This window comes from Mesorhizobium sp. W050, assembly GCF_054719535.1.
This window is the reverse complement of sequence record NZ_JBTTIH010000001.1, coordinates 796,461-819,966: the sequence shown is the minus strand read 5'-3', so window position 1 is coordinate 819,966 and position 23,506 is coordinate 796,461. Positions and strand designations below refer to the sequence as shown.

Below are 23,506 nucleotides of genomic sequence, written 5' to 3'. Positions count from 1 at the left end.
AGGCTCCGAGACATGAAACCGGCCTTTCGAGCCGGGTTTTTGTCAAGAGCAGACCTCAGCCGCCATACTGCTCGCTCGTGACCGCTTCCATCCAATCGGCATGGACGCCGTCCAGCGCTTCCTGCATGGCGACGTGGGTCATTGTCGTCTTTGGACCCGCGCCGTGCCAGTGCTTCTCGCCCGGCTCGAACGAGATGACGTCGCCCGCCTTGATCTCCTGGATCGGCCCGCCCCATGTCTGCGCAAGGCCGGCGCCCGCAGTGACATAAAGCGTCTGCCCCAGCGGATGCGTGTGCCAGTGGGTGCGCGCACCGGGCTCGAAGCTGGCCAGCGTGGCTCTGAGCCGGGCCGGCGCTTCCTTCTCGATGATGGGCGTCTGCAGCACGCGGCCGGTGAAATACTTCTCCGGTGCGATGATGGTCGGCACGCTGCCGCAGGCAATGATCTTCATCTCTGGTGATCCCTAAGTTCAGAAGCTACCCTGCTCCGGTGCCGGCTACCACCCCAGCCGGGGCCAGAACAGGCCGGCACGTACGCGATAGTCCGCGTAGGCTCCGGCCAGCGGCGTGCGCGAAAATTTCTTCTCTTCGTCCAGCGCCGCAAACACATAGAGGATAGCGATCCCGGCGACCGGCACCAACGCCCAGACCGACCAGGTCGCGATCCCCCAGCCGATCCAGAAGACGATGTAGGACGTATAGAAGGGGTGGCGGACATGGCCGTAGGGGCCGTGGGTCAGCAGGCTGTGCGGATCGTCGGGTGCGAAGACGAAGCGCAGCCGCACCTTGCGCGACGTGACGATCGCCCACCAGAACAGGGCAGAGCTCGCCAGTTCGACGGCAAGTCCGGTGAGCTTTGCCGAACCCGGCTGCGATTGGATCCAAAGGGTGGCGAGAAAGAACAGCGCCGTGGCGATGACCGCCGCCGAAATCACCATGGCGCCTGGAGACATCGCCTGCGGTTGGAAATGCGCCCGCATCGACCAGACATATTGGCCAAGCATCGCGATGCTGCAGATCGAGACAAGAAGATCGAGGACTGGTTCCATTGTCGGGATTCCGCGCGTGATGCCATGGAGCCAGCGATCGTGCCGGCTATCTCTTTAGAAATCCTTTCTTAACCACATGTTTAAAGAACATATAGAGCCAGCGATGCGATGTTGGCGGTCAGGCAAATCTCAAGGTCTAATCCAGCATGAGCATCACTCACCGCACCATCCGCACGCCGCAGGCCGACTTGCGCCTCAGCCAGTCGTCTGGGTCCGGCATGCCCATCGTCATGATCCATGGCTCGGGCAGTTCGCGCGCCGTGTTTGCCCGTCAGTTCGATAGCCCGCTTGCCGACGCCCATCGGCTGATCGCCTTCGACCTTCCCGGCCACGGCGAGTCCTCCGATGCCCGCGACCCGGCGACCGCCTATACGATTACCGGCCTTGCCCAGACCACAGCCCGGCTTCTCGACGCTTTGGGCATCGGCCACGCCATCATCTTCGGCTGGTCGCTCGGCGGCCATGTGGCGGTCGAACTGGCCAGCTTTCACCATGCGGTCAGCGGCCTGGTGCTGACCGGAGCGCCGCCGGTGTCGCGGGGGCCGCTTGGCATGCTGCGCGGCTTTCACGCCAACTGGGACATGCTGCTCGCCTCCAAGAAGGTCTACTCCGAACGCGACATCGAGCGTTTTGAGGCTCTGTGCTACGGCGACACCGCCAGTCCGTCTTTCCGCGAAGCCATCAGGCGCACCGACGGCCGGCTTCGCGCCGGCGTGGCGCGCTCCATGTTTGCGGGCAAGGGCGCCGACCAGAAACAGGTGGTCGAGCACGCTCCGTTCCCCGTCGCGGTGATCAATGGCGAGCATGATCCGCTGGTGCGGCTGAGTTACTTCGAGACGGTGGCCTACAGCTCGCTGTGGGAACAATGCCATGTCATATCAGGCGCCGGCCACGCACCGTTCTGGGAACGCCCAGACCTGTTTAACCCGCTGTTGTCGCGCTACGCCGAGACGGTGGTGAAGCAAAGCGCAGCCAGGCCGGCGCGCCGCACCCAGGCCTGCTGAAATCTACCGGCGGTTCTGACCCCGGCTCTCGCTCCGTCCGTCTGACGGCGGCGCGATTTCTATTTTCCTTGCCCTCCCGGCCAACCCGTGGGACGATGGGTTGGGCAGGTGGCTAAATGAAAACAACCCCGCCCGCGACGGTCGAACAGGCCGGCCGCCGCTCACGACAGGGTGCGATCGGCGCAAAACCGTTTCCACTTTTGCTGATCGCACTCCAAGGGCAACGCCTGAGTGGAGGTCAGCCATGGGTACTCGCGCCGGAGGACGACGCACGGGACCGAAATGCATTGCCATAGTCGGTCCCTTTGCAAGCGGTAAGACGACACTTCTCGAAGCCATCCTCGCCCGTACGGGCGCCATCCCCCGCCAAAATCCCGTTTCATCGGGAAGCACCGTTTCCGATCATTCGCCCGAGGCGCGGGCGCACGCCATGAGCGTCGAGGCGACATTTGCCACCACCGAATTCATGGGCGAGCAGATCACCTTCGTCGACTGTCCCGGATCGATCGAATTCTCCTTCGAGGCCGAGCCGGTGCTGGCAGCCTGCGATCTCGCGGTGGTCGTCGCCGAGGCCGACGAGAAGAAGATCCCAGCCTTGCAGCTCATCATGCGCAAGCTCGACGATCTCGGCGTGCCGCGCATCCTGTTCCTCAACAAGGTCGACAAGGCAATCGCCGGCGTACGCGATACGCTGAAGATGCTGCAGCCGACGAGCGCGGCGCCGCTGTTGCTGCGCCAGATTCCGCTGCGCAAGGACAATGTGGTGATCGGTTCGATCGACCTGGCGCTGGAGCGCGCCTACATCTACCGCGAATATGCCGAAAGCCAGGTTGCCGAAATTCCAACTGACGACAAGGCGCGCGAACTGGAGGCTCGCTTCTCCATGCTGGAGACGCTTGCCGACCATGACGACCAGTTGATGGAGCAGTTGCTGGAGGAGATCGAGCCGCCGAAAGACGCGGTCTTCGACGATCTGTCCGCCGACCTGCGCGCCGGCGCCATAACGCCGGTGCTTATCGGCACCGCCGAAAAAGGCAACGGCGTGCTGCGCCTTTTGAAGGCGATCCGCCATGACGCACCGGATGTCGAGGCGACGCGCAAACGGCTCGGCGTCCCCGACGGCAATCACACCGTGGTCCAGGTGATGAAGACCATCCACACCGCGCATGGCGGCAAGCTGTCCGTGTCGCGCGTACTCTCCGGCCAGATCGCCGATGCAGCCGAACTCTATTTGTCGAATGGCGAGACGGCGAAGGTCTCCGGCATCTACAAGATGCTCGGCAAGGACCAGTCCAAGCTCACCGCTGCCAAGGCCGGCGACACGGTGGCGTTGGGCAAGCTGGACGAGGTCAAGACCGGCCAGACGTTGAGTTCCACGAAGGGCGGTATCAAGCCGCTGGTCACGCTTACGCCGCCGCAGCCGGTCTTTGCCTTTGCGCTACGGCCGAAGGAGCGCAAGGACGAGGTCAAAATGTCGGCGGCCATCCAGCGCCTGGCCGAGGAAGATCCCTCGCTCACCTTGCGCCACAACCAGGACTCGGCCGAGACCGTGCTGTCCGGCCATGGCGAGATGCATCTGCGGGTCGTGCGCGAGCGGCTGGAAGGCAAGAATCAGATTCCGGTCGAAGGCCATGCGCCTGCCGTCCCCTATCGCGAGACGATCCGAAAGACGGTGCAGCAGCGCGGCCGCCACAAGAAGCAGTCCGGCGGCCATGGCCAGTTCGGCGATGTGGTGATCGAGATCAAGCCGCTGCCGCGCGGCTCCGGCTTTCAGTTCTCGGACACCATCACCGGCGGCGTCGTGCCCAAGACCTACATCCAGTCGGTCGAAACCGGCGTGCGCGATTATCTGAAATCCGGCCCGCTCGGCTTCCCTGTCGTCGATGTCGCCGTCAACCTCTCCGACGGCTCCTACCACGCCGTCGATTCCTCCGACATGGCTTTCCAGATGGCGGCCAAGCTGGCCATGAAGGAAGGCATGGCGGCCTGCTCGCCGGTGCTGCTCGAGCCGGTCATGAAGGTCGAGATCGTCACGCCGTCCGAAGCCACTTCGAAGATCATCGCGCTGATCCCGCAACGGCGCGGCCAGATCCTTGGCTACGACGCGCGGCCTGACTGGCCGGGATGGGATGTCGTGGAGGCGACCATGCCGCAGGCCGAGATCGGCGACCTGATCATCGAACTGCGCTCGGCGACCTCCGGCGTCGCCAGCTATCGTTGCGCCTTCGATCACATGGCCGAGCTGACCGGTCGGTTGGCCGACGAGGCGATGAACGCCAACGGCAAGGCTGCCTGACAGGCCGAAGGATGATCCGCACAAAAAACGGCGCCCGGATGACCCGGACGCCGCTCTTATTGCGGACCGTCTTCTTGGGAGGAAAACGGCAGGTCCGCCGCACGTATCCGCCGCGCCATGCGGCACTGACAGACGAATAGGTTCGGACGCGGTAGCCGCCTGAGCCCGGATCTTCCGAGTGATGCCCCCATCTCCCGGTCGAACCACACCGCGTCCTATGATCTGCTTAAACGATGAATCGCGCCTGCGGCATGTTACCTGAGGTTACATGTCACTGTTACGCGGCGATTTTGCTCGATTTTTCGCTGGCTACGGCAGGCCCGGAAACAAAAAAGCCGGATCAATGAAGATCCGGCTGAGTTTGATTGGAAGTGCCTGTTAAGGCTAACCTCCAGAGGGGAACACTCGAGGGCGCTAATGGGAGGAGAACGCGCCCAGGAGATGATCTATATATGTGCTGTTCATGCCCAAGAAACAAGCATCTATTTTGCAACACACGCATGCAAAAAGGTACAGGCTGTGGTCTAACCCATGTCTAGGGGCCATAGGACCACGAAAAGTTGCCAAATGAATGGCGCGACCGTGCGGTTGCCTTCGCAGAACCGCAAGTCGGGCTGATTCTCGCGCTCGCGGGCAAAAAGCCGAATGACGTTGAATCGGGCAGCAGGCGTTTATTTTTGCGGCAGCGGGATGGGAAGGGTCGGCCGGAAGAAGGGAGACCTGACATGCGGACACCCCAGGCGATCGCCGGCAGCGCGGTCTTCTTCATCGCCGCACCTTGTGTCGTGGCCGGGCTGGTGCCCTGGCTGCTGACGGACCGCTACCGTCTGCCGCTGTCGACGGTGCCCGGCTTCGTGCCGGCTGGCTCCATCCTAATCGTCGCGGCCATCGCCCTGCTCGTCCATTCCTTTGCCCGCTTCGCGCTCGAAGGCATGGGCACGCCGGCGCCTGTAGCACCCACCGAGAGACTGGTGATCGGCGGCGTCTACCGCCATGTCCGCAACCCGATGTACGTCGCCGTGCTGTCGATCATCCTCGGCCAGGCGTTGCTGTTTTCAAGCTGGAGCGTCGCTGCCTATGCCGCCATCGGCGCGATCGTCATGGGCTCTTTCGTCAGGTTCTATGAGGAGCCGACTCTCGCCCGCCGCTACGGTGGCGAATACGAGACCTACCGCCGCAATGTTCCCGGCTGGCTGCCACGGCTGACGCCTTGGCGGGGGTGACCAGCACCTCCCAAGGGCATGTTTAAAATGACCAGCTGCGCGCTTTGGCGATGATGAAGTCGCGGAAGACGTGCAGCTTGGCCTGGTTCTTCATTGCATCGGGATAGGCGAAATAGGTGTCGAAGGACGGCACCTCGGTCTCCGGCAAAAGCTGCACCAAATCCGATTCCTTGGAGATCACGTAGTCGGGCAGCATGGCGATGCCGGCGCCGCCCTGCACGGCGCGCTTGATCGACAAGATGTCGTTGATCTGCAGCGTCGGCACCCTTTGCCCACCGTCGAAATCGCCGATCGTTTCCAGCCAGTTCAGCTCCGACAGATGCGACGGCACCGGCACACCGAAAGTGACGATGCGATGGTTCTTCAGATCGGCGACCGAGGTCGGCTTGCCGTGCTTGCCGACATAGGACGGCGAGGCATAGAGGTGGAAATGCACGGTGAACAGGCGGCGCTGGATAAGGTCGGGCTGCTGCGGCTGGCGCAGCCGTATCGCGCAGTCGGCCTGGCGCATGGTGAGGTCGAGTTCCTCATTGGCCAGGATCAGCTGCAGGCTGATTTCCGGATAGAGCTCGATGAATTCCTGCACCCGCTCGGTCAGCCAGCCGGCGCCGAGCCCGACCGTGGTCGTTACCCTCAGCACGCCTGAGGGACGGTCCTTGGCCTCGGTCAGCTTCGACTTGATGGTCTCCAGCTTCATCAGCACGTCATGCGCCGTGCGGAACAGCATTTCGCCCTGCTCGGTCAGCACCAGGCCGCGGGCATGGCGATTGAACAGCGGCACCCCGACATCATGTTCGAGCGCGCTGACCTGGCGTGAAATCGCCGATTGCGACAGGTGCAAAGTCTCGGCGGCATGGGTAAACGACCCAGCCTCCGCCGCTGCGTGAAACACGCGAAGCTTGTCCCAGTCCAACGCCATTGAGTTCCCCTCGTTCTGTTTTTGGCGTCTGAATGAAAAATCAGGCTTTTGAACGGCTTGCGACGCCGTCTTGATAGATTTTATTCCGCCGCTTCGCGGTGCACCTCGATGCCGGCCAGGTATTTTTCCGCCTCGAGCGCGGCCATGCAGCCGAGCCCGGCGGCGGTCACCGCCTGACGGTAGATATCGTCGGTCACGTCACCGGCGGCGAACACGCCGGGCACATCGGTGCGGGTCGAATTCGGCGCCGTCCACAGATAGCCGTTCGGCTTCTGCTTCAGCTTGCCGACAAACAATTCCACCGCCGGCGCATGGCCGATCGCCACGAACACGCCGTCCACCTGGAGATGGCTGACCTCGCCGGTCATCGCATTTCTGAGCTTCAGCCCTTCGACCGAAGGCGGCAGCGGCGTCTTGCCGGGCCGGCCGGTGATCTCGTCGACGATCGTGTCCCAGATGACTCGGACATTGTCCTTTTTCAACAGCCGCTCACGCAGGATGCGCTCGGCGCGGAAATCGTTGCGCCGGTGGATGACGGTCACGCTCTTCGCCAGATTGGAGAGATAGAGCGCCTCCTCCACCGCCGAATTGCCGCCGCCGATGACAGCGACATCCTTGCCGCGATAGAAAAAACCATCGCAGGTGGCGCAGGCCGACACGCCGAAGCCCATGAAGGTTTGTTCGGTGGGGATGCCCAGCCACTTCGCCTGCGCACCGGTGGCGATGATCAGCGCATCGGCCGTGTAAGTGGTGCCGGAATCGCCCGTGGCGCGGAACGGCCGCACATTGAGGTCGACCTCGGTGATGATGTCGTTGACGATGTCAGTGCCGACATGCTCGGCCTGCTTCAGCATCTGCTCCATCAGCCACGGGCCCTGGATCGGATCGGCGAAGCCCGGATAGTTTTCGACATCGGTGGTGATCATCAGCTGGCCGCCCTGCTGCAGGCCGGCGACGAGCATCGGCTTCAGCATGGCGCGCGCGGCGTAGACCGCCGCCGTATAGCCGGCCGGGCCGGAACCGATGATAAGGACAGGCGCGTGCTTGGTGGTCATCTAAAGCCTCTGCGGGGCGGACAATCGAGTGTGCCTTGGAAAAAGACGTGAAACGGTGCTGGTAATGTAAGGGTTGCCAACCACACCAGCAAGACGATCAGGCCGTCGTCCCCGGAAAGCTTCGGCCCACAGGCTTATTCGCGCAATGGCCGCTTCCGTTACGGTCGCAAAATCGCCCGACCAAGGGCTGGCATCGCCACAAAAGTCGTTTAATGACGAGATCGCGAAAGATTCTTGCGCTAAGCAGAGACCGCCATGCCCCTGAAAGCCGACCTCGACGCCATCGACTGGAAGATTCTGCGCGAGCTTCAGGCCGACGGGCGCATGACCAATGTCGAACTGTCGAGCCGCGTCGGCATTTCCGCGCCGCCCTGCCTGCGCCGTGTCCGGCGGCTGGAGGAAACCGGCATCATCAAAGGCTATCGCGCTTTGCTCAACGCGCCGGCGCTCGGCATGGATGTCGTCGCCTTCTGCCTGATCGGCCTGCATCACCAGGCCGACGCGGAACTCAAAACCTTCGCCGAGCGCACTCGCGGCTGGCCGATCGTGCGCGACGCCTGGATGGTCTCGGGCGAATCCGACTTCCTGCTGCATTGCGTGGCGAGTGATCTCGGCACCTTCCAGACCTTCGTCATCGAAGAACTGGCTTCGGCGCCGAATGTCGACACGGTGCGCACCGCGCTGACCATCCGCCGCGTCAAGGACGAAGGGCTGGTGGCGTTCAGCGCCTGATAAGCGAGATTAACTTCGAAAAAGCATGTGCGACGCCGACCAAGACATACCCCAACAGACACACTGCTACCTCTCCGACAACTGGCAAAAGAATGAAGCCGTCCCCAGGGCCGGGGCTCTCACCAGGGGACATCTCCGGCAAAGCTAAAAAGGCCAGCAAAATAGGTGAGCAAGCAAGCCAGACGAATGTGATGACATGCGGCAACCATTTGAGACGGAAAATGTTTTTTGACGTGAGAACGCCGCGCCGATCACAATCATGTTGACGACGAATATGAGCCAGAAAGCGAATTCTGGCGCCGAAATCGTAGGGTATTCCGGGTCAGATTGCGTGAACATGAGCGGCCAAGGTTGAATATGCCATCCGGTTTCAGCTACGGAATCGGGAGTACTTTGACCCACCCTGCCAAGGGCAGGATCTGCTACCTGCGCTCCACCGTGAGAACAACAGGCAATCCCCAGGGCACATCTAGCGATGCTTGAAGCAGTGAGACGTCGCCATCCGCGACCTGGGCTTCCCACTTGGCATAGTGTTTCAACCGGTAGTTCCCGGAGCGGACGCTGAGGCAGGCAACAGGCCCGCCATCGAGGTTTAGCGCCGTCTTGAGATCGAGGTCGGTCTGCAACAGGAAGTTTGCTAGCCGGTCCAGCGAGAAGAAAGCGTCCTTGGTCGAACCGACGATGATCCAGCCCTGACGATCTTCCGCGATAAAGGTGCGGTTGGCCAACCAGTTGCTCTTGGCGCGTACATTGTTGCGGCCGTCCTCACCGACAAGCAATGGATAGGAAACCATAGCGTTTTCGGCATTCTCCGTGACTGCGCGCCAGTCACGTGAATTGAGATCGACCACATGCGTGCCGGAGGCATTCACGAACCAGGCGCCGGCCTTCGCATCGTATTCATCCGGCCCGAGCCTCGCACCCATGCTGACAAAGGGCGTGTCGGCTTCGCCCTTCAGTCCGAAATAACTGCCATTGACGATCAGAACGGTGCCGCCTGTGCCTTGTGGATTGAGTGCCGCTTCCCACTGGTCGATGTCCTTGGCACCACTGGGCTCGTTACGGGCAACGAAACGGAATTTGGCTGGATCGAAACGGTTGAGATAGAGCCGGTCAATTTCACGGTCGCCCGCCATGACGGGGATTTCTCTGACCTGGAATCCAGGCTCGGTTTCATTCCATGAGCTGGCTCCACCGGTCACATCAGGAATTTCCGATTTCAACGCAAGCTGCATGGCAGGCGAGAGACGCGCATCGTCGGGTGCAACGGCGATCCAGTAGCTTCCGCCGCGGCGAAGAAGTGCATTGAGCCCATACACGCCGTGTTTTTGCCAGACATACCCCACGGCTGAAAGCACAGCCAATATCAACAAGACAACGGCAACAGAGATTGCTTTCTTCAATGAATTCCCCTCGTTCTTCGATGGAATGACATCTGCAAATTTCTTGCTTGAATGATGTCTGATCTCTGCAGTTTTTCCGCAAAAGAGCGTGGTGCTTTCCTGGGGAATAGCGTCAAAGCAAAGAAATGGATCGGCTCGCCGTTTCTGCGAAACGGTGAAACGCTCAAGCTAACCCATTGAGATTGCGTCGCAACAGATCCGGAAAGCTAAATCAGTCTCGATCCGAGCGACTCGACAGCTCTCAAAAGCCGTTCCAGATCATCGGGGTTGCGCAGCGGCAGAACCTCGAAGCCCGGCTCATTACTTCCCTCGCCATCCACCAGCCAGCCGCGCGGCAGGCCGGCACGTTGTCCGGCCTGCATATCCGCGGCCTTGTCGCCGACTATCAGCGAGCGCTTGAGATCGAGGCCGAGACGCTGCCGGGCCTGTAGCAGCATGCCCGGATTGGGCTTGCGCATTGGATGGTCGGCGACCGCCAGTGGCCCGCTGCCCGCCTCGTGGTAGGCGCAGGCCAGAACCATGTCGACGAAGGCATCGCCGGCGGCAAGCAGCTTGAGAACCCGGCCGTTGACCGCGGCAAATTCCTTCCAGCCGAAATAGCCGCGCGCGATGCCGGACTGGTTGGTGACGATGACCACCGGGATGTTGCCCCGGTTGGCCGCCGCGATGACCGGCACGATGCCGTCGCGCAGCGCCATTTTGGCTGGATCGTCGGGATAGCCGGTGTCGACATTGATGGTGCCGTCGCGGTCGAGGAACAGCGCCGGCGCGCTGGCTGGAAACACCCGCGAACCCACCCGCTCAACCCACAGGCCGGGCTCAGCCAGCGGGTATGGACCGTAGGCCCCGGTGTCAGCCATTCGACAGACGGTCTTCCACCACCTCGCAGAGATAGTGGTAGAGGCAGAGATGTCCCTGCTGGATGATCGGCGTCGAGGTCGAGGGCACGTTGAGCAGTATGTCGGTGAGCGGCTTGAGTTTGCCACCGCTGTCGCCGGTGAGGCTGACCACCGTCATGCCCATCATCCGAGCCTGTTCGGCGGCAGCCAGAATGCTCGGCGAATTGCCGCTGGTCGAGATGGCAAGCAGCACGCCGCCGGGCGCGCCATGCGCCTCGACCTGGCGCGAAAACACGGTGTCGAAGCCATAGTCATTGCCCCAGGCGGTCAGCATGCCCGCGTTGGCCGGCAGCGCAATCACATTGTAGGCCTTGCGCTCCTTAAGGAAGCGGCCGACCAGTTCGGTGGCAATGTGGATGGCGTCGCTGGCCGAGCCGCCATTGCCGCAGACCAGCAGCGCCTTGCCCGAGGAAAGCGCGGCGACGACCGCACTCACAGCACGTTCCATCTCGGCGGTCAGGTCACGCTCGACTGTCGCGGTGATCGCGGCCGCCGAGCGGACCAGATAGTCATTCAGTCCGGACATGAAATCCCTCAGTTGGTACCGCCGCCGGCGCGCAATTTGCCGATCGTGCCGGTGGTGCTCTTGCCGGCGACAAGGTCGACCAGGACGACGCGCCCGCCCGCCTTCTGCACCACGTCGGCGCCGACAACGGTTTCGACCGTGTAGTCGGCGCCCTTGACCAGAATGTCGGGCAGAAGCGCCTCGATCAGCGCCAGCGGCGTATCCTCTTCGAACACCACGACCGCATCGACCGAGGCCAGGGCGGCGAGCACGCAGGCACGATCATGCTGATCGTTGACCGGGCGCCCTGCGCCTTTCAGCCGACGCACCGAGGCATCGCTGTTGAGGCCGAGCACCAGCCGGTCGCACTGGCTGCGCGCCGCGTGGAGAAGACTGACATGGCCGGCATGCAATATATCGAAGCAGCCATTGGTGAAGCCGACGCTCAGGCCCTCGTCCTTCCACGCCGCCACCATGCGCGCGGCCGATGCGGCATCGAGGATGGCGTCCTTATGGGCGGTGGGGCCGTGCGAGCGGAACAGCGCGCCGGTGAGTTCCTCCACGGTCAGCCGCGCGGTGCCGCGTTTGCCCACCACCACACCGCCGGCGGCATTGGCGATGGAGGCGGCCATGACGCGATCGGCGCCCGCGGCCAGAGCCAGCGCGAAGCTCGCGATTACCGTATCGCCGGCGCCCGAAACGTCGAACACTTCGCGCGCCTGGGTGGCGATGTGGCGCGCCTCATCCGCGCCGACGACGCTCATGCCCTTTTCGCTGCGGGTGGCGACGACGAAGTCGAAGCCATGTGCCGAAATCAGCTGGCGTGCCGCCGCGACGATCTCGTCGTCGGCGAAAACCGGGCGACCGACAGCTTCGCCAAGCTCCTTGCGGTTGGGCGTGATGGCGGTCGCGCCGGCATAGCGCGCATAGTCGCGGCCCTTGGGATCGACCAGCACCGGTTTTCCCGCCTCGCGGCAGATGGCGATCAGGTCGGCGGCGACGCCGTCGAGCAAGATGCCCTTGCCATAGTCGGACAGAATGACGATGTCGGCGCGCGTGAGTGCGGCGCGAAAATGCCGGACCAGGTCCGCCCGTTCCTTGTCGTCGAGCGGCTTGATCTCTTCCTCATCGAAGCGCAGCACCTGCTGATTGAGCGCGCTGAAGCGGCTCTTCGACGACGTCATGCGACCGCGCTCCTGCGCCATATCAGCCGTATCGGCGCCGAGTTCGCGCAGCATGCGCACCAGATTGTCGCCGGCCACATCGGTGCCGATCACCGATATGGGAATAGCGCTGGCACCCAGCGAGACGATGTTGGCGACAACGTTGCCTGCGCCGCCCATCGTCGAGGTCTCGCCGCGCCCGTGCAGCACCGGGATCGGCGCTTCCGGCGAGATGCGCTCGATGACGCCGTTGACGAAACGGTCGAGGATGAAGTCGCCGACCACCAGCACGGCAACGTCGCCAAAGCGGGCAATGGCGCGGTGCAAAGGTTCGGGCGAAGGCGGATTGTGCTTGATCATGTCACTGGCAATGCGAGGGAAAGGCCGACCTCAATCACGCTGAAAATTGTCAATTTACGGGCCGGATCCTTCATGGCGAAGCCGATATACCGCAAATCCGCGCAGCGCAACGTCAGGGCGGCCGTCAGCTCTTCTGCAACGCGACGTGGACGCCCAGTCCGACCAGCACCGCCCCGCCCGCCCGCTGCATGATGCGCTGCGCACGGCTGGAGCGCTTCAGCCGGGCGATCACCATGCCTGCCAGCAACACGCAGACAATATCTGCCGAAGAGAACATTAAATTGACGATGGTGCCCAGCACGACGAATTGCAGCCACACCGGGAAACCCGCCGAGGCATCGATGAACTGTGGCAGGAACGCCATGAAGAAGATCGCCGTCTTCGGATTGAGCACTTCGACGGTGATGCTCTCGAAAAATGCCCGGCGCGCCGATTTGCGCTCGATCGCCGGCAGCGCCGTGTCACCGTCCCCGCGCTTGCGGAACAAGGACACGCCAAGCCAGATCAGATAGAGCGCGCCGATGAGCTTGACCGCCATGTAGAGCGGCGGCACCGCATGGAAGAGCACCGACAGCCCGGCGGCAGCCGCAAAGACATGGAAATAACCGCCAAGATGGATGCCAAGTGCCGCCGTCAGCCCCGACCAGCGCCCGCGCGCCATGGTCTGCGCGGCGGCATAGAGCATCGCCGGTCCTGGAATATAGGCAAAGATCGCCGTGGTGGCGAAAAACGCAATGAGCAGTTCGGTCGACGGCATTTTTTGTCCCCTAGCTTGCGGGCCTCGAATAAAGCGGCCGCTTCGCGGTCTCACTGTGGCGTCGTGGTGCTTCATCGACAGTACGCTTGGCCTCCCTTATAAGGACCGGAATCGCAAGCAACCAGAGGCATTCATGATCATCGTCACGGGCGGGGCCGGCATGATCGGCTCCAACATCGTCGCCGCACTCAATGCCGAAGGCCATGATGACATCCTCGTCGTCGACGACCTCACCGACGGCCACAAGATCGCCAACCTGGCCGATTTGCAGATAGCCGACTATCTCGACAAGGACGAATTCTTGGCCACCTTGGAAGCCGGCGACCTAGGCCGCGTCGAGGCCGTCTTCCACCAGGGCGCCTGCTCGACCACCACGGAATGGAACGGCAAGTTCATGATGGACGTGAACTACGCCTTCTCAAAGCGCTTGCTGCATGGCTGTCTTTCGCTGCGCATACCGTTCCTCTATGCCTCCTCGGCTTCCGTCTACGGCGGCGGTTCGGAGTTTCGCGAGGACCCCGCACTTGAGCGGCCGCTCAACGTCTACGCCTATTCGAAGAAACTATTCGACGACTATGTCAGGCGCACTGTGTTCGACACCGATCATTCGCAGGTCGCCGGCTTGCGCTACTTCAACGTCTATGGCCCGCGCGAGGCGCACAAGGGCGCCATGGCCTCGGTCGCCTTTCATCTGTTCAATCAGGTCGGGCGCGGCGAAAACCCAAAGCTGTTCGGCGCCCATGACGGCTTCGGGCCTGGCGAACAGAGCCGCGACTTCATTCATGTCGGCGATGTCGCCGACGTCAATCTGTGGCTGTGGAAGCGCGGCTCGAGCGGCATCTTCAACTGCGGCACCGGCCGCGCCCAGCCGTTCCGCGCCATTGCCGAGACCGTGATCGATACGCTGGGCAAGGGCGAGATCGAGTTCATTGAATTCCCCGATCACCTCAAGGGCAGCTACCAGAGTTTTACCCAGGCTGATATGTCCCGTTTGCGTGCAGCCGGCTATAACGGGCAATTCCGCACAGTGGAAACCGGCGTCAGAGACTATGTCGAATGGCTGAAAGCCCAACGATCCTCGTGATCGGCCCACGCTGGGTGGGCGATATGGTCATGGCGCAGTGCCTGTTTTCAGCGCTGAAGGACGTCCATCCCAACGCCGCCATCGACGTGCTGGCCCCGGCCTGGGCGGCCCCGCTGGTCAAGCGCATGCCCGAGATTCGCCAGCAGATCGATTTCCCGCTGCAACCGGGCGCGCTCGAATTCACCATTCGCCGCCGCTTCGGCCGCCTGCTGCGCGGCCGCTACGACATGGCCTACGTCCTGCCGGGCAGCTGGAAATCGGCGCTGATCCCGTTCTTTGCCCGCATCCCCCACCGCTTCGGCAATCTCCGGGAAATGCGCTACGGCCTGCTGACCGACATCGTGCCGCTGCCCGATGCCGTCAAACGGCGCACCGCGCAGGCCTATTTCGGTCTTGCCCAGGGTGGCCATTTCCGGGCGCCGCACCTGACCGTCGATGGCGGCAATCAGAAAGAGTTGCTCGCCCGCTTCGACCTGCAGCCGGGAAAATTCGTCGCCATGATGCCCGGCGCCGAATTCGGTCCGGCCAAACGCTGGCCTAGCGAAAGCTATGCCGGCCTCGCCGGAGAGATGATGGCGAAAGGATTCGAGGTCGCGTTGTTCGGCTCGAAGAACGATCGCGACGTCACCGCCGAGATCGCAGCACTCGCGCCCGGTGTCGTCGATCTGGCAGGAAAGACGCGGCTGGAGGACGCCATCGACCTGATCGCCGCGGCCAGGCTGGCGGTGTCCAACGACAGCGGGCTGATGCATGTCGCGGCCGCCGTCGGCACACCGGTCGTTGCCGTCTACGGTTCGACCTCGCCGGAAAACACGCCGCCGTTGGCTGAACAGCGCGAACTGATCTGGTTGCATCTGTCCTGTTCGCCCTGCCACCGGAAGATCTGCCCGCTCGGCCACCTCAACTGCCTGAAGACGCTGGACGTTGCCCGAGTGGCAGCGGCGGCGGACAGGTTGCTGGAACTCCCGGCCGCCGCATGAAGGTTTTGATCGTCAAGACCTCCTCGATGGGCGACGTCACCCACACCTTCCCCGCCGTCGAAGATGCACGCCGCAAGCGCCCCGATATCGCCTTCGACTGGTGCGTCGAAGAAGCCTTTGCCGCCATCGTCGCGCTGCATCCGGCGATAGCAAAGATCCATACCGTCGCCATCCGGCGCTGGCGCAAGCATCTGTTCAACGCCGGCACATGGCGGGAGGCGACAAGCTTGCGCCGCGCTCTGCAAGCAGGCGAGTACGACCTCGTCATCGATGCTCAGGGGCTGCTGAAATCGGCCCTGGTGGCGAAACAGGCAGCGGCACCAATCGCAGGTTTCGACCGCGCGAGCGCGCGGGAGCCCTTGGCAACGTTGTTTTACCAGCGCAAATACGCCGTGCCGCGCAACCTGCACGCCATCGAACGCACGCGCCGGCTGTTCGGGCTGGCGCTCGGCTACGAGCCCGACCTTTCGACCCTGGCATCCGGGATTGTGCCGCCTCCGGGCCGCCTGGCCGGCATCGACGGCAAGACGGCCTTCCTGCTGCACGGCACCAGCCGCGAAGACAAGAAATGGCCCGCCGAAGACTGGATCGAAACCGCTCGCCTGCTGGTTGGTACCGGAATGACGCCGGTCACCACCTGGTCGAACGAGCGTGAGAAGGCGGTCGCCGAGGCAATCGCGAAAGCCGTGCCGTCAACGATCGTGGTGCCGAGATCGCCGCTGGCAGACATCGCCGCGATCCTTGGCCGCTCGACGCTGGTTATCGGCGCCGACACCGGTCTGACCCACCTCGCCAGCGCCTTCGGCCTGCCGACGGTCGCGGTGTTCCTGGCGACCGAGCCGGGTTTGACCGGCCCGCGCGGGCAATATGCCTCAACGTTGCTGGCCGCATCGGGGGAGCGCCTAACGCCGGCGAAGGTGGTGGCGGAAGCTAAGAAGCAACTGGCGCTCAAATCACGAGCACCAGCCTAGAGCCTTTCAGAAGTATCTGAGGTGCTAGATAAATTGCACCTGGACGATCTCATAACCCCTGGCGCCGCCAGGCGCGTTGACCTCGATGGCGTCGCCGACTTCCTTGCCGATCAGCGCGCGCGCGATCGGCGATGAGATCGAGATACGGCCCGATTTCACGTCCGCTTCCTGGTCGCCGACAATCTGGTAGGTCTTCTTTTCCTCGGTGTCCTCGTCGACCAGCACCACCGTGGCGCCGAACTTGACCTTGTCGCCGCTAAGCTTGGTGACGTCGATCACCTCGGCCCGAGCAATATAGTCTTCCAGTTCGTTGACACGGCCCTCATTGAGGCTCTGCGCCTCTTTGGCGGCATGATATTCGGCATTTTCGGACAGGTCGCCATGCGAGCGCGCTTCGGAGATCGCCTCGATGATGCGTGGCCGCTCCTCCTGCTGGCGCCAACGCAGCTCTTCCTTCAATGACGCGAACCCCTCGCCTGTCATCGGGACCTTGTTCATGATGCCTGACCTTTCCTGCCGCCACCCCCGCATTTCGGGGAAAGCCTTGTCGATGGGTATAAAAAGAAAACGGGTCCGGCAGCCTCGGGCTAACGGAACCGTTTCACCGCAATTTTCCCCAATATAGCGATCCTCGCGCGTTTTTCACGCTGAAAAAGCAGGCTCTTTGAAAAATCATGAGCCGACTTGCGCAATTGCCGTCACGGCATGTGCAGCGTGTTGCAGTTGCGACAACAAAAACCGGCTGCGATTGCTCGCAGCCGGCCCAGAGAAGCCGTTGGGGTGGGGTCAGCTTCTCATGAAATGGTAGATCTGTTCGGCCAGCATGCCGTATTCGCGGGAACCTTTGCCGGTCCGCTTCTCGATCTCGGCCAGCTGCTCCTGGGCGCCGGCCAGGTCGCCGATCTGCAGATGGGCCTCGCCGAGATATTCGCGCACCAGCGTGTAATCCGGGTTGATGCGCAGCGCTTCCTCGTAATAGCCGAGGCCGACGGTGACACGGCCGGAATGGCGATGCGAATAGCCGAGATAGTTGAGGATGCGCGGATCCTGCTTGTTGGCGGCAAGGCTGAGCACGGCAATCGCCTCATCATAACGCCCGGCCATGGCCAGGTCGTGACCAGCATCGTAGATGTTGTCGTCGTCCAGCATGCCGTACTTCGGCGCGACGCATTTCTGCTTTTTCTTGTCCCAGACCTGCCCCTTCTTGCACTGGGTGGTGGTCTCGGTACCACCGCCACCGCCGCCGGCCGCAAACACCGGAACCGCAAAGAACTGCAGCGCCACAAGCGCCGCAGCCGCCTGGATCAACACTCTTTTATGCATCGAAGCCTCCTTGAGGGATAATGACGATCTTGAGGGAAAATGACGATAATGAAAAGCTAACGCCGGGATGCAGACTTTTCATCCCGGAAACCCGCAGCCGCCGAAACTATTTGTGCGGCCGTGCCTAACCTGAATTCGGTCAAAGGCGGGAGCCAGGGATCAGAACATGACGTGACGCGCGCTGCAAATCCGCTATCATTCGGGAAATGATCAGCGGGGGTGCCCGAGAGTGCAACAGCGCCGTGAGCGGGAATGGGAGCTATCGATCGGCCCGGACACCGTGCGCCTGTTCATTCTCAAGGCAAAGGGACTGAGTGCTGCCGTCAACGAAGACTATGCCGACGGTGCCGAGCATGAGGTCGAGCTCGATGGTGAATCACATGCCAATCACCACCATGACGGTCTGGCGGAGGAAAGCGCGGAAGACCTCACCGAGGAAGAGCTGCGCGAGCTGATCAACGACCTCAACGTTGACGAAGCGGCCGAGTTGATCGCGCTGGCCTGGGTCGGCCGCGGCGACTATGACGCTGCGGAATGGTCCGATGCGGTTGCCGCCGCGCGCGACCGCGCCAACAAGCGCACGGCGAAATACCTGCTCGGCATGCCGCTTTTGGCCGACTGGCTGGAAGAAGGGCTGGAAGCGATTGGCGCGTAACGGCGTGGTTACCGTTCGTGATGGGCCGCAGGCAACCTCCGGGCGCTCGCGCCGTTGAGGACGATGGGGTCGCCTGTACTTTCCCGAACATGCAGGGTTGCACTGGTCATGGTCGTCACGGCTCTGCTGCTGACGCCCCTGCTGACGCAAGCCGACGCCAAACAGCGCAAGAAGCATTACACGCCGCTGTCACAGCGGTTGGAGCAGCTGTTTTCACCGCGGGTCGACTCGCATCCTAAGCCGCGCAGCAAGCACCGCCAGAAGCCCAGTCCAAAGCGGCACATCACGCCAAAGCAGGTGGAACAAAAGACCCCGGATAAAAAGCCCTCGCCCGCCGATGTTCCGGTGCAGCCCTCGCGCGTTGTCCCGCTGCCCGAGGCGCGTCCTTCAGAGGCGCCGAAGACCGGCGCGGCACCGACAAAGGCCGAAGGTCCGAACCCCCTTGGCGCGCCCAACCGGTCCAATGACGATCGATTCAACGAAGAAAAGTCCCGTTTTAAAAAGCAGGCGCGGCCCGGACCGTCAGCCCCGAAGCCGTCGACCGATAGGCAAAGCGAGCCCGAGCCGCCGGCCGCGGTGCCGATTCCGACACAAAAGCCAGACACTTCGGAACCTGAAGCTCAGCCGCCGGCCGTTGCCCCGCAACCACCTGAAAAACCCGATGCCGGCGACAAGAAGATGCTGCCCGATGCGCGCTCGGCCGATGTGCCCGATGCAAAAATGCCGGCGGCGGAAGTCGCCTGTCGCGAGCGGCTGACGGCCCTTGGTGTCGAATTCGAGGAGCATAAGGCGGAAAGCAATCCCGACATCGGCTGCTCGATCCCCTATCCCCTGGTGCTGAAGTCGCTCGGAAAATCCATCGCCATCGGCCCCGCGACCGAACTCAACTGCCCGATGGCCGAGGCTGCAGCCCGCTTTGCCGCCGAAATCATACAGCCGGCGGCGAAAGCCGAGTTCGGAGCTGACCTGAAATCGATTAACCAGGCATCGGCCTTTGTCTGCCGGCCGCGCAACGGCACGCGCCATCTGTCGGAACATGCCTTCGGCAACGCGCTCGATATTGCCAGCTTCACGTTGTCGGATGGCAGAAAGGTCGAAGTCGGTCCAACGCCGCCCGAGAAGGACGGCAAATTCCTCAATGCGGTGCGCAAGGCCGCCTGCGGACCGTTCAACACCGTGCTTGGACCGGGCGCGGACCCGGACCATTCCCTGCATTTCCATCTCGATCTCGAACCGCGCCGGAATGGTGGCACTTTCTGCCAGTAATGGCCCTCCAGTGATCGTCATGCCGGTGATGGTCTGGCTGCCGCATTTCGGCCGCAGGCATGAACGGGAACGCTGAGTTTTCCTTTACCCTTGATCGTTAAAATCCCACCGATCAAGGACAGGATTCCGCCCATGGCCGCAATATTTCGCGCCGCGAAGGCAAAAAGCGCAGCGATACTGGCCACCGGTCTTGCGCTGGCCGCCGTTTCGGCTTGCAACACTGGCAGCGTGCTGTCGCTGCAGCCGGCCGTCGATGTCGGCTCGCAGACCGCGGCCGTGCCGCAATATGAAGGCATGCAGAAGCTCGTCCCGTCCAATCCCTATATGACTGCCGCCTATCCGCGCATGGACGAGCCGATGTCGGAGCCGCAGCAGATGCCGGCCAGCGAAACCGATTGCCGTGGCGAGCTGAAGCGCCTTCGCGTCGTCTACACCGATGTCCAGCCGATCCATGAGGGACAGTGCGGCATAGACTGGCCGGTCAAGGTCTCCGCCATCGGCGGCATCCAGATGAAGCCCGCCGCGACATTGACCTGCGACATGGCCGCAAGTTTCGCCGCCTGGACCAGCAACGAACTGGTTCCTTCCGCCCGCTGGCGCTATTTCTCGGGCGTCAAGACCATCCACCAGGGCTCGAGCTATTCCTGCCGCAACATCGCCGGCGAAGGTGTCCTGTCCGAGCACGGCAAGGGCAACGCCCTCGACGTCATGAGCATCGAGCTCAACAACGGCGACGACATCGACGTGCGCAAGCCCGGCCTGTTTGCCTTCCGCACCCGCGGCTTCCTCAACAATGTGCGTGCCGACGGCTGCCAGTATTTCACCACCGTGCTCGGTCCCGGCTACAATTACGATCACCGCAACCATTTCCATTTCGACATCAAGAACCGCAAAAGCGGCTACCGCGCCTGCCGCTAAGGCGTTTCACCGTTCAGAAATCAGTCGGGATTGGCGTTCCCGGTGGAAGCGATGATTTGCTCGGCCACCAGATCCTGGATGCGCCAAAGGTTCCTGTCGCGGATACCGCTCTCTTCCAACTTGCTGACGGTTCGGAACAGGTATTGAGCCGACGAGCCCCAATGCCCGGCAGCCCGCGCCAGCGTGTCGGCAACCTGCTCCAATGGCAGCCGGCCGGCATAGGCCCTGCCGTCTGGCGCGGCGACGAAAGCCAAGGCCCGCAACGGCCCATCCTTGGTCTTGACCTTGATCCAGCATGGCACGTTAGTCGGCGGATTGGCATCGATCTCGCGGCGCATCAACTGGCCAAGTTGCCCGACATGGTCTTCCGCGGGCAGCCGATAGACGATGCCGTTGCAGCTGCCGCCTCGATCGAGCGCCAGCATCAGCGCCGGCAAATCACGGGTTCCGCGCCAACGGGTCAGCGTCAGGCAGAACGAGCGGTGCCATCCTGGCGCCGTGGCCGGGCGCTGCTCGACATGGGCAAATTCGGGGTTCCAGATCAGCGACCCGTAGGCAAAGACCCATAGCGCTTCAGGCCGATGCTCCGACAGAAGTTGCTCGACAAGACTATCGAACTCCGCGTCTGTATGCTCGGTTGTTCCGGGCTCGGGACCCGGATCCGGTTCGACACGCTCCACCCTTGCGACAAGGTCCGCGGTCAATGCCATCGAGCTGCGACCCACCGGCTTCTTATCCATTGCTGCTCACCCCCCGCAAAAACGATGGCCGACGATAGAACGGCTGCTCGCCGCTGGCCATTGATTTCCAGGGTCCGTCAGGCACAGATACCGCACGGATCGAGCCGCTTTCATGAGCCGACGAAGCCTGCAACGACGCGCATTGACCTGGCTCGCCGCTCTTCTGGCGGTCTGGCTGGCCCTCGCCTATGTCGCTGCGCCGGAATTCTGGACGGTTCGCGACCGCGGCTTTCGCACGCAGACTTTCGAGATGGTGACACACACGCCGCAAGGCATTCCGGGCGACCCGATCAATATCGGCCTTGTCGGTACCGAAAAAGAGATGATCCATGCCTTCGCCATGGCCGGATGGGATACGGCCGATGGCGTGACGCTAAAGACCGCGATCGAAATCGGTGAGAGCGTGCTGTTCGATCATCCCTATCCTGACGCCCCGGTCAGCCGGCTGCTGTTCGAAGGCCGCGCCCAGGATCTCGCCTTCGAAAAGCCGGTCGGCGGCAGCGCCGACCGGCGCCATCATGTCCGCTTCTGGCGCAGCGATGCGACCGGCGACGACGGCCGAACGCTCTGGATGGGCTCGGCCAGCTTCGACCGCGGCGTTGGTCTCAGCCACGATACCGGCGCCATCACCCACCATATCGCCCCTGACATCGACGCCGAGCGCGATCTCGTGATCCACGACCTGTCGGCGGCCGGCATGGTGATCTCGGTGAGCGACATCCCGGGCATCGGCGCCACCAGGACCGGACGCAACGGCGGCGGCGATCCCTATTTCACCGACGGCAAGGCTGTTGTCGGGGTGCTCAGGCAATTCCCCTGAACCACTGTCATTTTCCAAAAATCATCGCGGACTATTTTCCTGCGGCCCGCCGCAATGCTATTGAGCCCTGATGCTATACGTCGAAATCGCCACCGTGGTCGTCCTCATCTGTGTGAACGGCCTTCTGTCGATGTCCGAGCTCGCCATCGTGTCGTCGCGCCCGGCGCGGCTCAAGGCGATGATCGACCGCGGCGTTAATGGCGCCGGGCGTGCGCTGACGCTCGGCTCCAATCCCGGCAAATTCCTGTCGTCAGTGCAGATCGGCATCACTCTGGTCGGCGTGCTGTCGGGCGCCTTCTCCGGCGCCACGCTGGGCGACAGGCTGTCGGTGTACCTGGCCTCGACCGGCATGCGCGAAAACATCGCCGATCCGCTCGGCGTCGGCATTGTCGTTGCGATCATCACCTATTTCTCGCTGATCGTCGGCGAACTGGTGCCCAAGCAGATCGCGCTGCGCGATCCCGAGCGTGTTGCGGCCCGCGCAGCGCCTGCGATGACCATCCTCGCCACCGTCTCAGCGCCGCTGGTGTTCCTGCTCGACATTTCCGGCCGCGCCATATTGTGGTTGCTCGGCCAGCGCGGCGAGAGCGAGGAAAAAGTCACCGACGAAGAGATCAAGATGCTGGTCGCCGAGGCCGAGCACCACGGCACCATCGAATCTGACGAGCGGCGCATGATCGCCGGCGTCATGCGGCTCGGCGATCGCGCCGTGCGCGCCGTGATGACGCCGCGCACCGAGGTCGACTGGATCAACTTGCAGTCCGATGAGGGTGCCATCCGCAAGCTCTTGATGGAGACCCAGCATTCGCGCCTGCCGGCCGGCGACGGCGGCGTCGACGTCATGGTTGGCGTTGTTCAGACGCGCGACGTGCTGGCCGCCCTGCTCGCCGGCCGCGCACTCGATCCGCGCAAGCATGTGCGCGCCGCCCCCATCGTCTACGACCAGGCCGACGCGCTGGATGTGCTGCAGAAGCTGAAGGAATCCGACGTGCCGATGGCGCTGGTGCATGACGAATACGGCCATTTCGAAGGGATCGTCACACCTGCCGACATTCTCGAGGCCATCACCGGCGTCTTCCGGGCCGATACCGACGCCGGCGACGAGGAAAACGCCGTCAAGCGCGAGGACGGCTCATGGCTGCTCGCGGGATACATGCAAGCCGACGAGATGGCTGACGTTCTCGGTATCGACCTGCCGGAAAATCGCGACTACGAGACCGTCGCCGGTTATGTGCTGTCGCACATGCACCATCTGCCGGCGACCGGCGAATGCGTCGACGCGCAAGGCTGGCGTTTCGAGGTCGTCGACCTCGACGGCCGCCGCATCGACAAGCTGATCGCCACCCGGCTGCCCAGCGGCCATCGCGAAGTGGTGCGTTGACACT

The 23,506-nt window shown here is 62.8% G+C and carries 24 protein-coding genes; 12 read left to right on the top strand and 12 right to left on the bottom strand.

Annotation, left to right across the window (positions count from 1 at the left end; genetic code table 11):
- Positions 1–55 precede the first annotated feature (55 nt).
- Positions 56–451 carry a (R)-mandelonitrile lyase gene (locus tag ACYG9Y_RS03945; RefSeq protein WP_023737845.1) on the bottom strand — a complete coding sequence of 132 codons (396 nt, stop codon included), beginning with the start codon at positions 449–451 and terminating at the stop codon, positions 56–58.
- 45 nt (positions 452–496) lie between these two features.
- Complete coding sequence (locus ACYG9Y_RS03940; protein WP_023737844.1) at positions 497–1,048, bottom strand: methyltransferase family protein; 552 nt, start codon at positions 1,046–1,048, stop codon at positions 497–499.
- Between the two features lie 146 nt (positions 1,049–1,194).
- Here ACYG9Y_RS03940 and ACYG9Y_RS03935 point away from each other — a divergent pair, with 146 nt between their 5' ends.
- The 3 genes from ACYG9Y_RS03935 to ACYG9Y_RS03925 all read left to right on the top strand — a co-directional run bounded on the left by ACYG9Y_RS03935 (position 1,195) and on the right by ACYG9Y_RS03925 (position 5,571).
- A complete protein-coding gene (locus tag ACYG9Y_RS03935) occupies positions 1,195–2,052 on the top strand; it encodes an alpha/beta fold hydrolase (protein WP_023737843.1) in 858 nt (285 codons plus the stop codon).
- Positions 2,053–2,296: 244 nt separating this feature from the next.
- Positions 2,297–4,348, top strand: coding sequence for an elongation factor G (locus ACYG9Y_RS03930; protein ID WP_023683761.1), 2,052 nt, complete (start codon positions 2,297–2,299; stop codon positions 4,346–4,348).
- Positions 4,349–5,073: 725 nt separating this feature from the next.
- A complete protein-coding gene (locus ACYG9Y_RS03925; RefSeq protein ID WP_023671969.1) occupies positions 5,074–5,571 on the top strand; it encodes a methyltransferase family protein in 498 nt (165 codons plus the stop codon).
- Positions 5,572–5,593: 22 nt separating this feature from the next.
- Here the strand turns inward: ACYG9Y_RS03925 and ACYG9Y_RS03920 are convergent, their stop codons facing one another.
- Positions 5,594–6,490, bottom strand: a complete 897-nt coding sequence (locus ACYG9Y_RS03920; protein WP_023671970.1) for a LysR family transcriptional regulator — start codon at positions 6,488–6,490, stop codon at positions 5,594–5,596.
- 80 nt (positions 6,491–6,570) lie between these two features.
- Positions 6,571–7,545, bottom strand: a complete 975-nt coding sequence (trxB, locus tag ACYG9Y_RS03915) for a thioredoxin-disulfide reductase (RefSeq protein WP_023671971.1) — start codon at positions 7,543–7,545, stop codon at positions 6,571–6,573.
- Between the two features lie 255 nt (positions 7,546–7,800).
- Between trxB and ACYG9Y_RS03910 the strand changes: the two genes are divergently transcribed.
- Positions 7,801–8,277 carry an Lrp/AsnC family transcriptional regulator gene (locus ACYG9Y_RS03910; RefSeq protein WP_023671972.1) on the top strand — a complete coding sequence of 159 codons (477 nt, stop codon included), beginning with the start codon at positions 7,801–7,803 and terminating at the stop codon, positions 8,275–8,277.
- 422 nt (positions 8,278–8,699) lie between these two features.
- Here ACYG9Y_RS03910 and ACYG9Y_RS03905 read toward each other — a convergent pair whose 3' ends face one another.
- The 5 genes from ACYG9Y_RS03905 to ACYG9Y_RS03885 form a co-directional block, all read right to left on the bottom strand.
- Complete coding sequence (locus ACYG9Y_RS03905) at positions 8,700–9,680, bottom strand: phosphodiester glycosidase family protein (protein WP_245260365.1); 981 nt, start codon at positions 9,678–9,680, stop codon at positions 8,700–8,702.
- A gap of 206 nt (positions 9,681–9,886) precedes the next feature.
- Positions 9,887–10,540, bottom strand: coding sequence for a D-glycero-alpha-D-manno-heptose-1,7-bisphosphate 7-phosphatase (locus tag ACYG9Y_RS03900; RefSeq protein WP_023724926.1), 654 nt, complete (start codon positions 10,538–10,540; stop codon positions 9,887–9,889).
- The gene (locus ACYG9Y_RS03895) at positions 10,533–11,105 is read right to left on the bottom strand and encodes a D-sedoheptulose-7-phosphate isomerase (RefSeq protein ID WP_023671975.1); all 573 of its coding nucleotides are present in this window, start codon (positions 11,103–11,105) and stop codon (positions 10,533–10,535) included. The genes ACYG9Y_RS03900 and ACYG9Y_RS03895 overlap by 8 nt, the downstream gene beginning before the upstream one ends.
- 8 nt (positions 11,106–11,113) lie before the next feature.
- Positions 11,114–12,607, bottom strand: coding sequence for a D-glycero-beta-D-manno-heptose-7-phosphate kinase (gene rfaE1, locus ACYG9Y_RS03890; RefSeq protein WP_023671976.1), 1,494 nt, complete (start codon positions 12,605–12,607; stop codon positions 11,114–11,116).
- Between the two features lie 124 nt (positions 12,608–12,731).
- Positions 12,732–13,364: a LysE family translocator gene (locus ACYG9Y_RS03885; protein WP_023671977.1), complete on the bottom strand. Its 633-nt coding sequence runs from the start codon at positions 13,362–13,364 to the stop codon at positions 12,732–12,734.
- A 133-nt stretch (positions 13,365–13,497) separates the two neighbouring features.
- On the opposite strand from ACYG9Y_RS03885, the gene rfaD reads away from it, so the two are divergent.
- From rfaD to waaC, 3 genes are read left to right on the top strand one after another with little or no spacing between them, the layout of a single operon-like run.
- The gene (gene rfaD, locus ACYG9Y_RS03880) at positions 13,498–14,448 is read left to right on the top strand and encodes an ADP-glyceromanno-heptose 6-epimerase (RefSeq protein ID WP_023671978.1); all 951 of its coding nucleotides are present in this window, start codon (positions 13,498–13,500) and stop codon (positions 14,446–14,448) included.
- Complete coding sequence (waaF, locus tag ACYG9Y_RS03875) at positions 14,421–15,428, top strand: lipopolysaccharide heptosyltransferase II (protein WP_023737841.1); 1,008 nt, start codon at positions 14,421–14,423, stop codon at positions 15,426–15,428. Before rfaD ends, waaF begins: the two co-directional genes overlap by 28 nt.
- A complete protein-coding gene (waaC, locus tag ACYG9Y_RS03870) occupies positions 15,425–16,399 on the top strand; it encodes a lipopolysaccharide heptosyltransferase I (protein WP_023737840.1) in 975 nt (324 codons plus the stop codon). Before waaF ends, waaC begins: the two co-directional genes overlap by 4 nt.
- Positions 16,400–16,423: 24 nt before the next feature.
- Here the strand turns inward: waaC and greA are convergent, their stop codons facing one another.
- Complete coding sequence (gene greA, locus ACYG9Y_RS03865; protein WP_023671981.1) at positions 16,424–16,897, bottom strand: transcription elongation factor GreA; 474 nt, start codon at positions 16,895–16,897, stop codon at positions 16,424–16,426.
- 288 nt (positions 16,898–17,185) lie between these two features.
- Positions 17,186–17,722, bottom strand: coding sequence for a tetratricopeptide repeat protein (locus ACYG9Y_RS03860; RefSeq protein WP_023695764.1), 537 nt, complete (start codon positions 17,720–17,722; stop codon positions 17,186–17,188).
- Between the two features lie 229 nt (positions 17,723–17,951).
- Between ACYG9Y_RS03860 and ACYG9Y_RS03855 the strand changes: the two genes are divergently transcribed.
- From ACYG9Y_RS03855 to ACYG9Y_RS03845, 3 genes are all read left to right on the top strand, one after another.
- Positions 17,952–18,377: a DUF3775 domain-containing protein gene (locus ACYG9Y_RS03855; RefSeq protein WP_023683751.1), complete on the top strand. Its 426-nt coding sequence runs from the start codon at positions 17,952–17,954 to the stop codon at positions 18,375–18,377.
- A gap of 198 nt (positions 18,378–18,575) precedes the next feature.
- Complete coding sequence (locus ACYG9Y_RS03850; protein ID WP_023737839.1) at positions 18,576–19,643, top strand: extensin-like domain-containing protein; 1,068 nt, start codon at positions 18,576–18,578, stop codon at positions 19,641–19,643.
- A 132-nt stretch (positions 19,644–19,775) separates the two neighbouring features.
- The gene (locus ACYG9Y_RS03845; protein ID WP_023737838.1) at positions 19,776–20,561 is read left to right on the top strand and encodes an extensin-like domain-containing protein; all 786 of its coding nucleotides are present in this window, start codon (positions 19,776–19,778) and stop codon (positions 20,559–20,561) included.
- 20 nt (positions 20,562–20,581) lie between these two features.
- Here ACYG9Y_RS03845 and ACYG9Y_RS03840 read toward each other — a convergent pair whose 3' ends face one another.
- Complete coding sequence (locus ACYG9Y_RS03840) at positions 20,582–21,301, bottom strand: gamma-glutamylcyclotransferase (RefSeq protein ID WP_023737837.1); 720 nt, start codon at positions 21,299–21,301, stop codon at positions 20,582–20,584.
- 112 nt (positions 21,302–21,413) lie between these two features.
- Here ACYG9Y_RS03840 and ACYG9Y_RS03835 point away from each other — a divergent pair, with 112 nt between their 5' ends.
- Together ACYG9Y_RS03835 and ACYG9Y_RS03830 are read left to right on the top strand one after the other, a co-directional pair.
- A complete protein-coding gene (locus tag ACYG9Y_RS03835) occupies positions 21,414–22,121 on the top strand; it encodes an LssY C-terminal domain-containing protein (RefSeq protein ID WP_023724930.1) in 708 nt (235 codons plus the stop codon).
- A 70-nt stretch (positions 22,122–22,191) separates the two neighbouring features.
- On the top strand, positions 22,192–23,502 hold the full coding sequence (locus tag ACYG9Y_RS03830) for a hemolysin family protein (protein WP_023683747.1): 1,311 nt from the start codon (positions 22,192–22,194) through the stop codon (positions 23,500–23,502).
- The last annotated feature ends 4 nt before the right edge of the window (positions 23,503–23,506 follow it).

Coding starts and splice junctions, on each gene's coding strand:
- ACYG9Y_RS03945 (WP_023737845.1), bottom strand. CDS start 451: ATGAAGATCATTGCCTGCGGCAGCGTGCCGACCATCATCGCACCGGAG.
- ACYG9Y_RS03940 (WP_023737844.1), bottom strand. CDS start 1,048: ATGGAACCAGTCCTCGATCTTCTTGTCTCGATCTGCAGCATCGCGATG.
- ACYG9Y_RS03935 (WP_023737843.1), top strand. CDS start 1,195: ATGAGCATCACTCACCGCACCATCCGCACGCCGCAGGCCGACTTGCGC.
- ACYG9Y_RS03930 (WP_023683761.1), top strand. CDS start 2,297: ATGGGTACTCGCGCCGGAGGACGACGCACGGGACCGAAATGCATTGCC.
- ACYG9Y_RS03925 (WP_023671969.1), top strand. CDS start 5,074: ATGCGGACACCCCAGGCGATCGCCGGCAGCGCGGTCTTCTTCATCGCC.
- ACYG9Y_RS03920 (WP_023671970.1), bottom strand. CDS start 6,490: ATGGCGTTGGACTGGGACAAGCTTCGCGTGTTTCACGCAGCGGCGGAG.
- trxB (WP_023671971.1), bottom strand. CDS start 7,545: ATGACCACCAAGCACGCGCCTGTCCTTATCATCGGTTCCGGCCCGGCC.
- ACYG9Y_RS03910 (WP_023671972.1), top strand. CDS start 7,801: ATGCCCCTGAAAGCCGACCTCGACGCCATCGACTGGAAGATTCTGCGC.
- ACYG9Y_RS03900 (WP_023724926.1), bottom strand. CDS start 10,540: ATGGCTGACACCGGGGCCTACGGTCCATACCCGCTGGCTGAGCCCGGC.
- ACYG9Y_RS03895 (WP_023671975.1), bottom strand. CDS start 11,105: ATGTCCGGACTGAATGACTATCTGGTCCGCTCGGCGGCCGCGATCACC.
- rfaE1 (WP_023671976.1), bottom strand. CDS start 12,607: ATGATCAAGCACAATCCGCCTTCGCCCGAACCTTTGCACCGCGCCATT.
- ACYG9Y_RS03885 (WP_023671977.1), bottom strand. CDS start 13,364: ATGCCGTCGACCGAACTGCTCATTGCGTTTTTCGCCACCACGGCGATC.
- rfaD (WP_023671978.1), top strand. CDS start 13,498: ATGATCATCGTCACGGGCGGGGCCGGCATGATCGGCTCCAACATCGTC.
- waaF (WP_023737841.1), top strand. CDS start 14,421: ATGGCTGAAAGCCCAACGATCCTCGTGATCGGCCCACGCTGGGTGGGC.
- waaC (WP_023737840.1), top strand. CDS start 15,425: ATGAAGGTTTTGATCGTCAAGACCTCCTCGATGGGCGACGTCACCCAC.
- greA (WP_023671981.1), bottom strand. CDS start 16,897: ATGAACAAGGTCCCGATGACAGGCGAGGGGTTCGCGTCATTGAAGGAA.
- ACYG9Y_RS03860 (WP_023695764.1), bottom strand. CDS start 17,722: ATGCATAAAAGAGTGTTGATCCAGGCGGCTGCGGCGCTTGTGGCGCTG.
- ACYG9Y_RS03845 (WP_023737838.1), top strand. CDS start 19,776: ATGGCCGCAATATTTCGCGCCGCGAAGGCAAAAAGCGCAGCGATACTG.
- ACYG9Y_RS03840 (WP_023737837.1), bottom strand. CDS start 21,301: ATGGATAAGAAGCCGGTGGGTCGCAGCTCGATGGCATTGACCGCGGAC.
- ACYG9Y_RS03835 (WP_023724930.1), top strand. CDS start 21,414: ATGAGCCGACGAAGCCTGCAACGACGCGCATTGACCTGGCTCGCCGCT.
- ACYG9Y_RS03830 (WP_023683747.1), top strand. CDS start 22,192: ATGCTATACGTCGAAATCGCCACCGTGGTCGTCCTCATCTGTGTGAAC.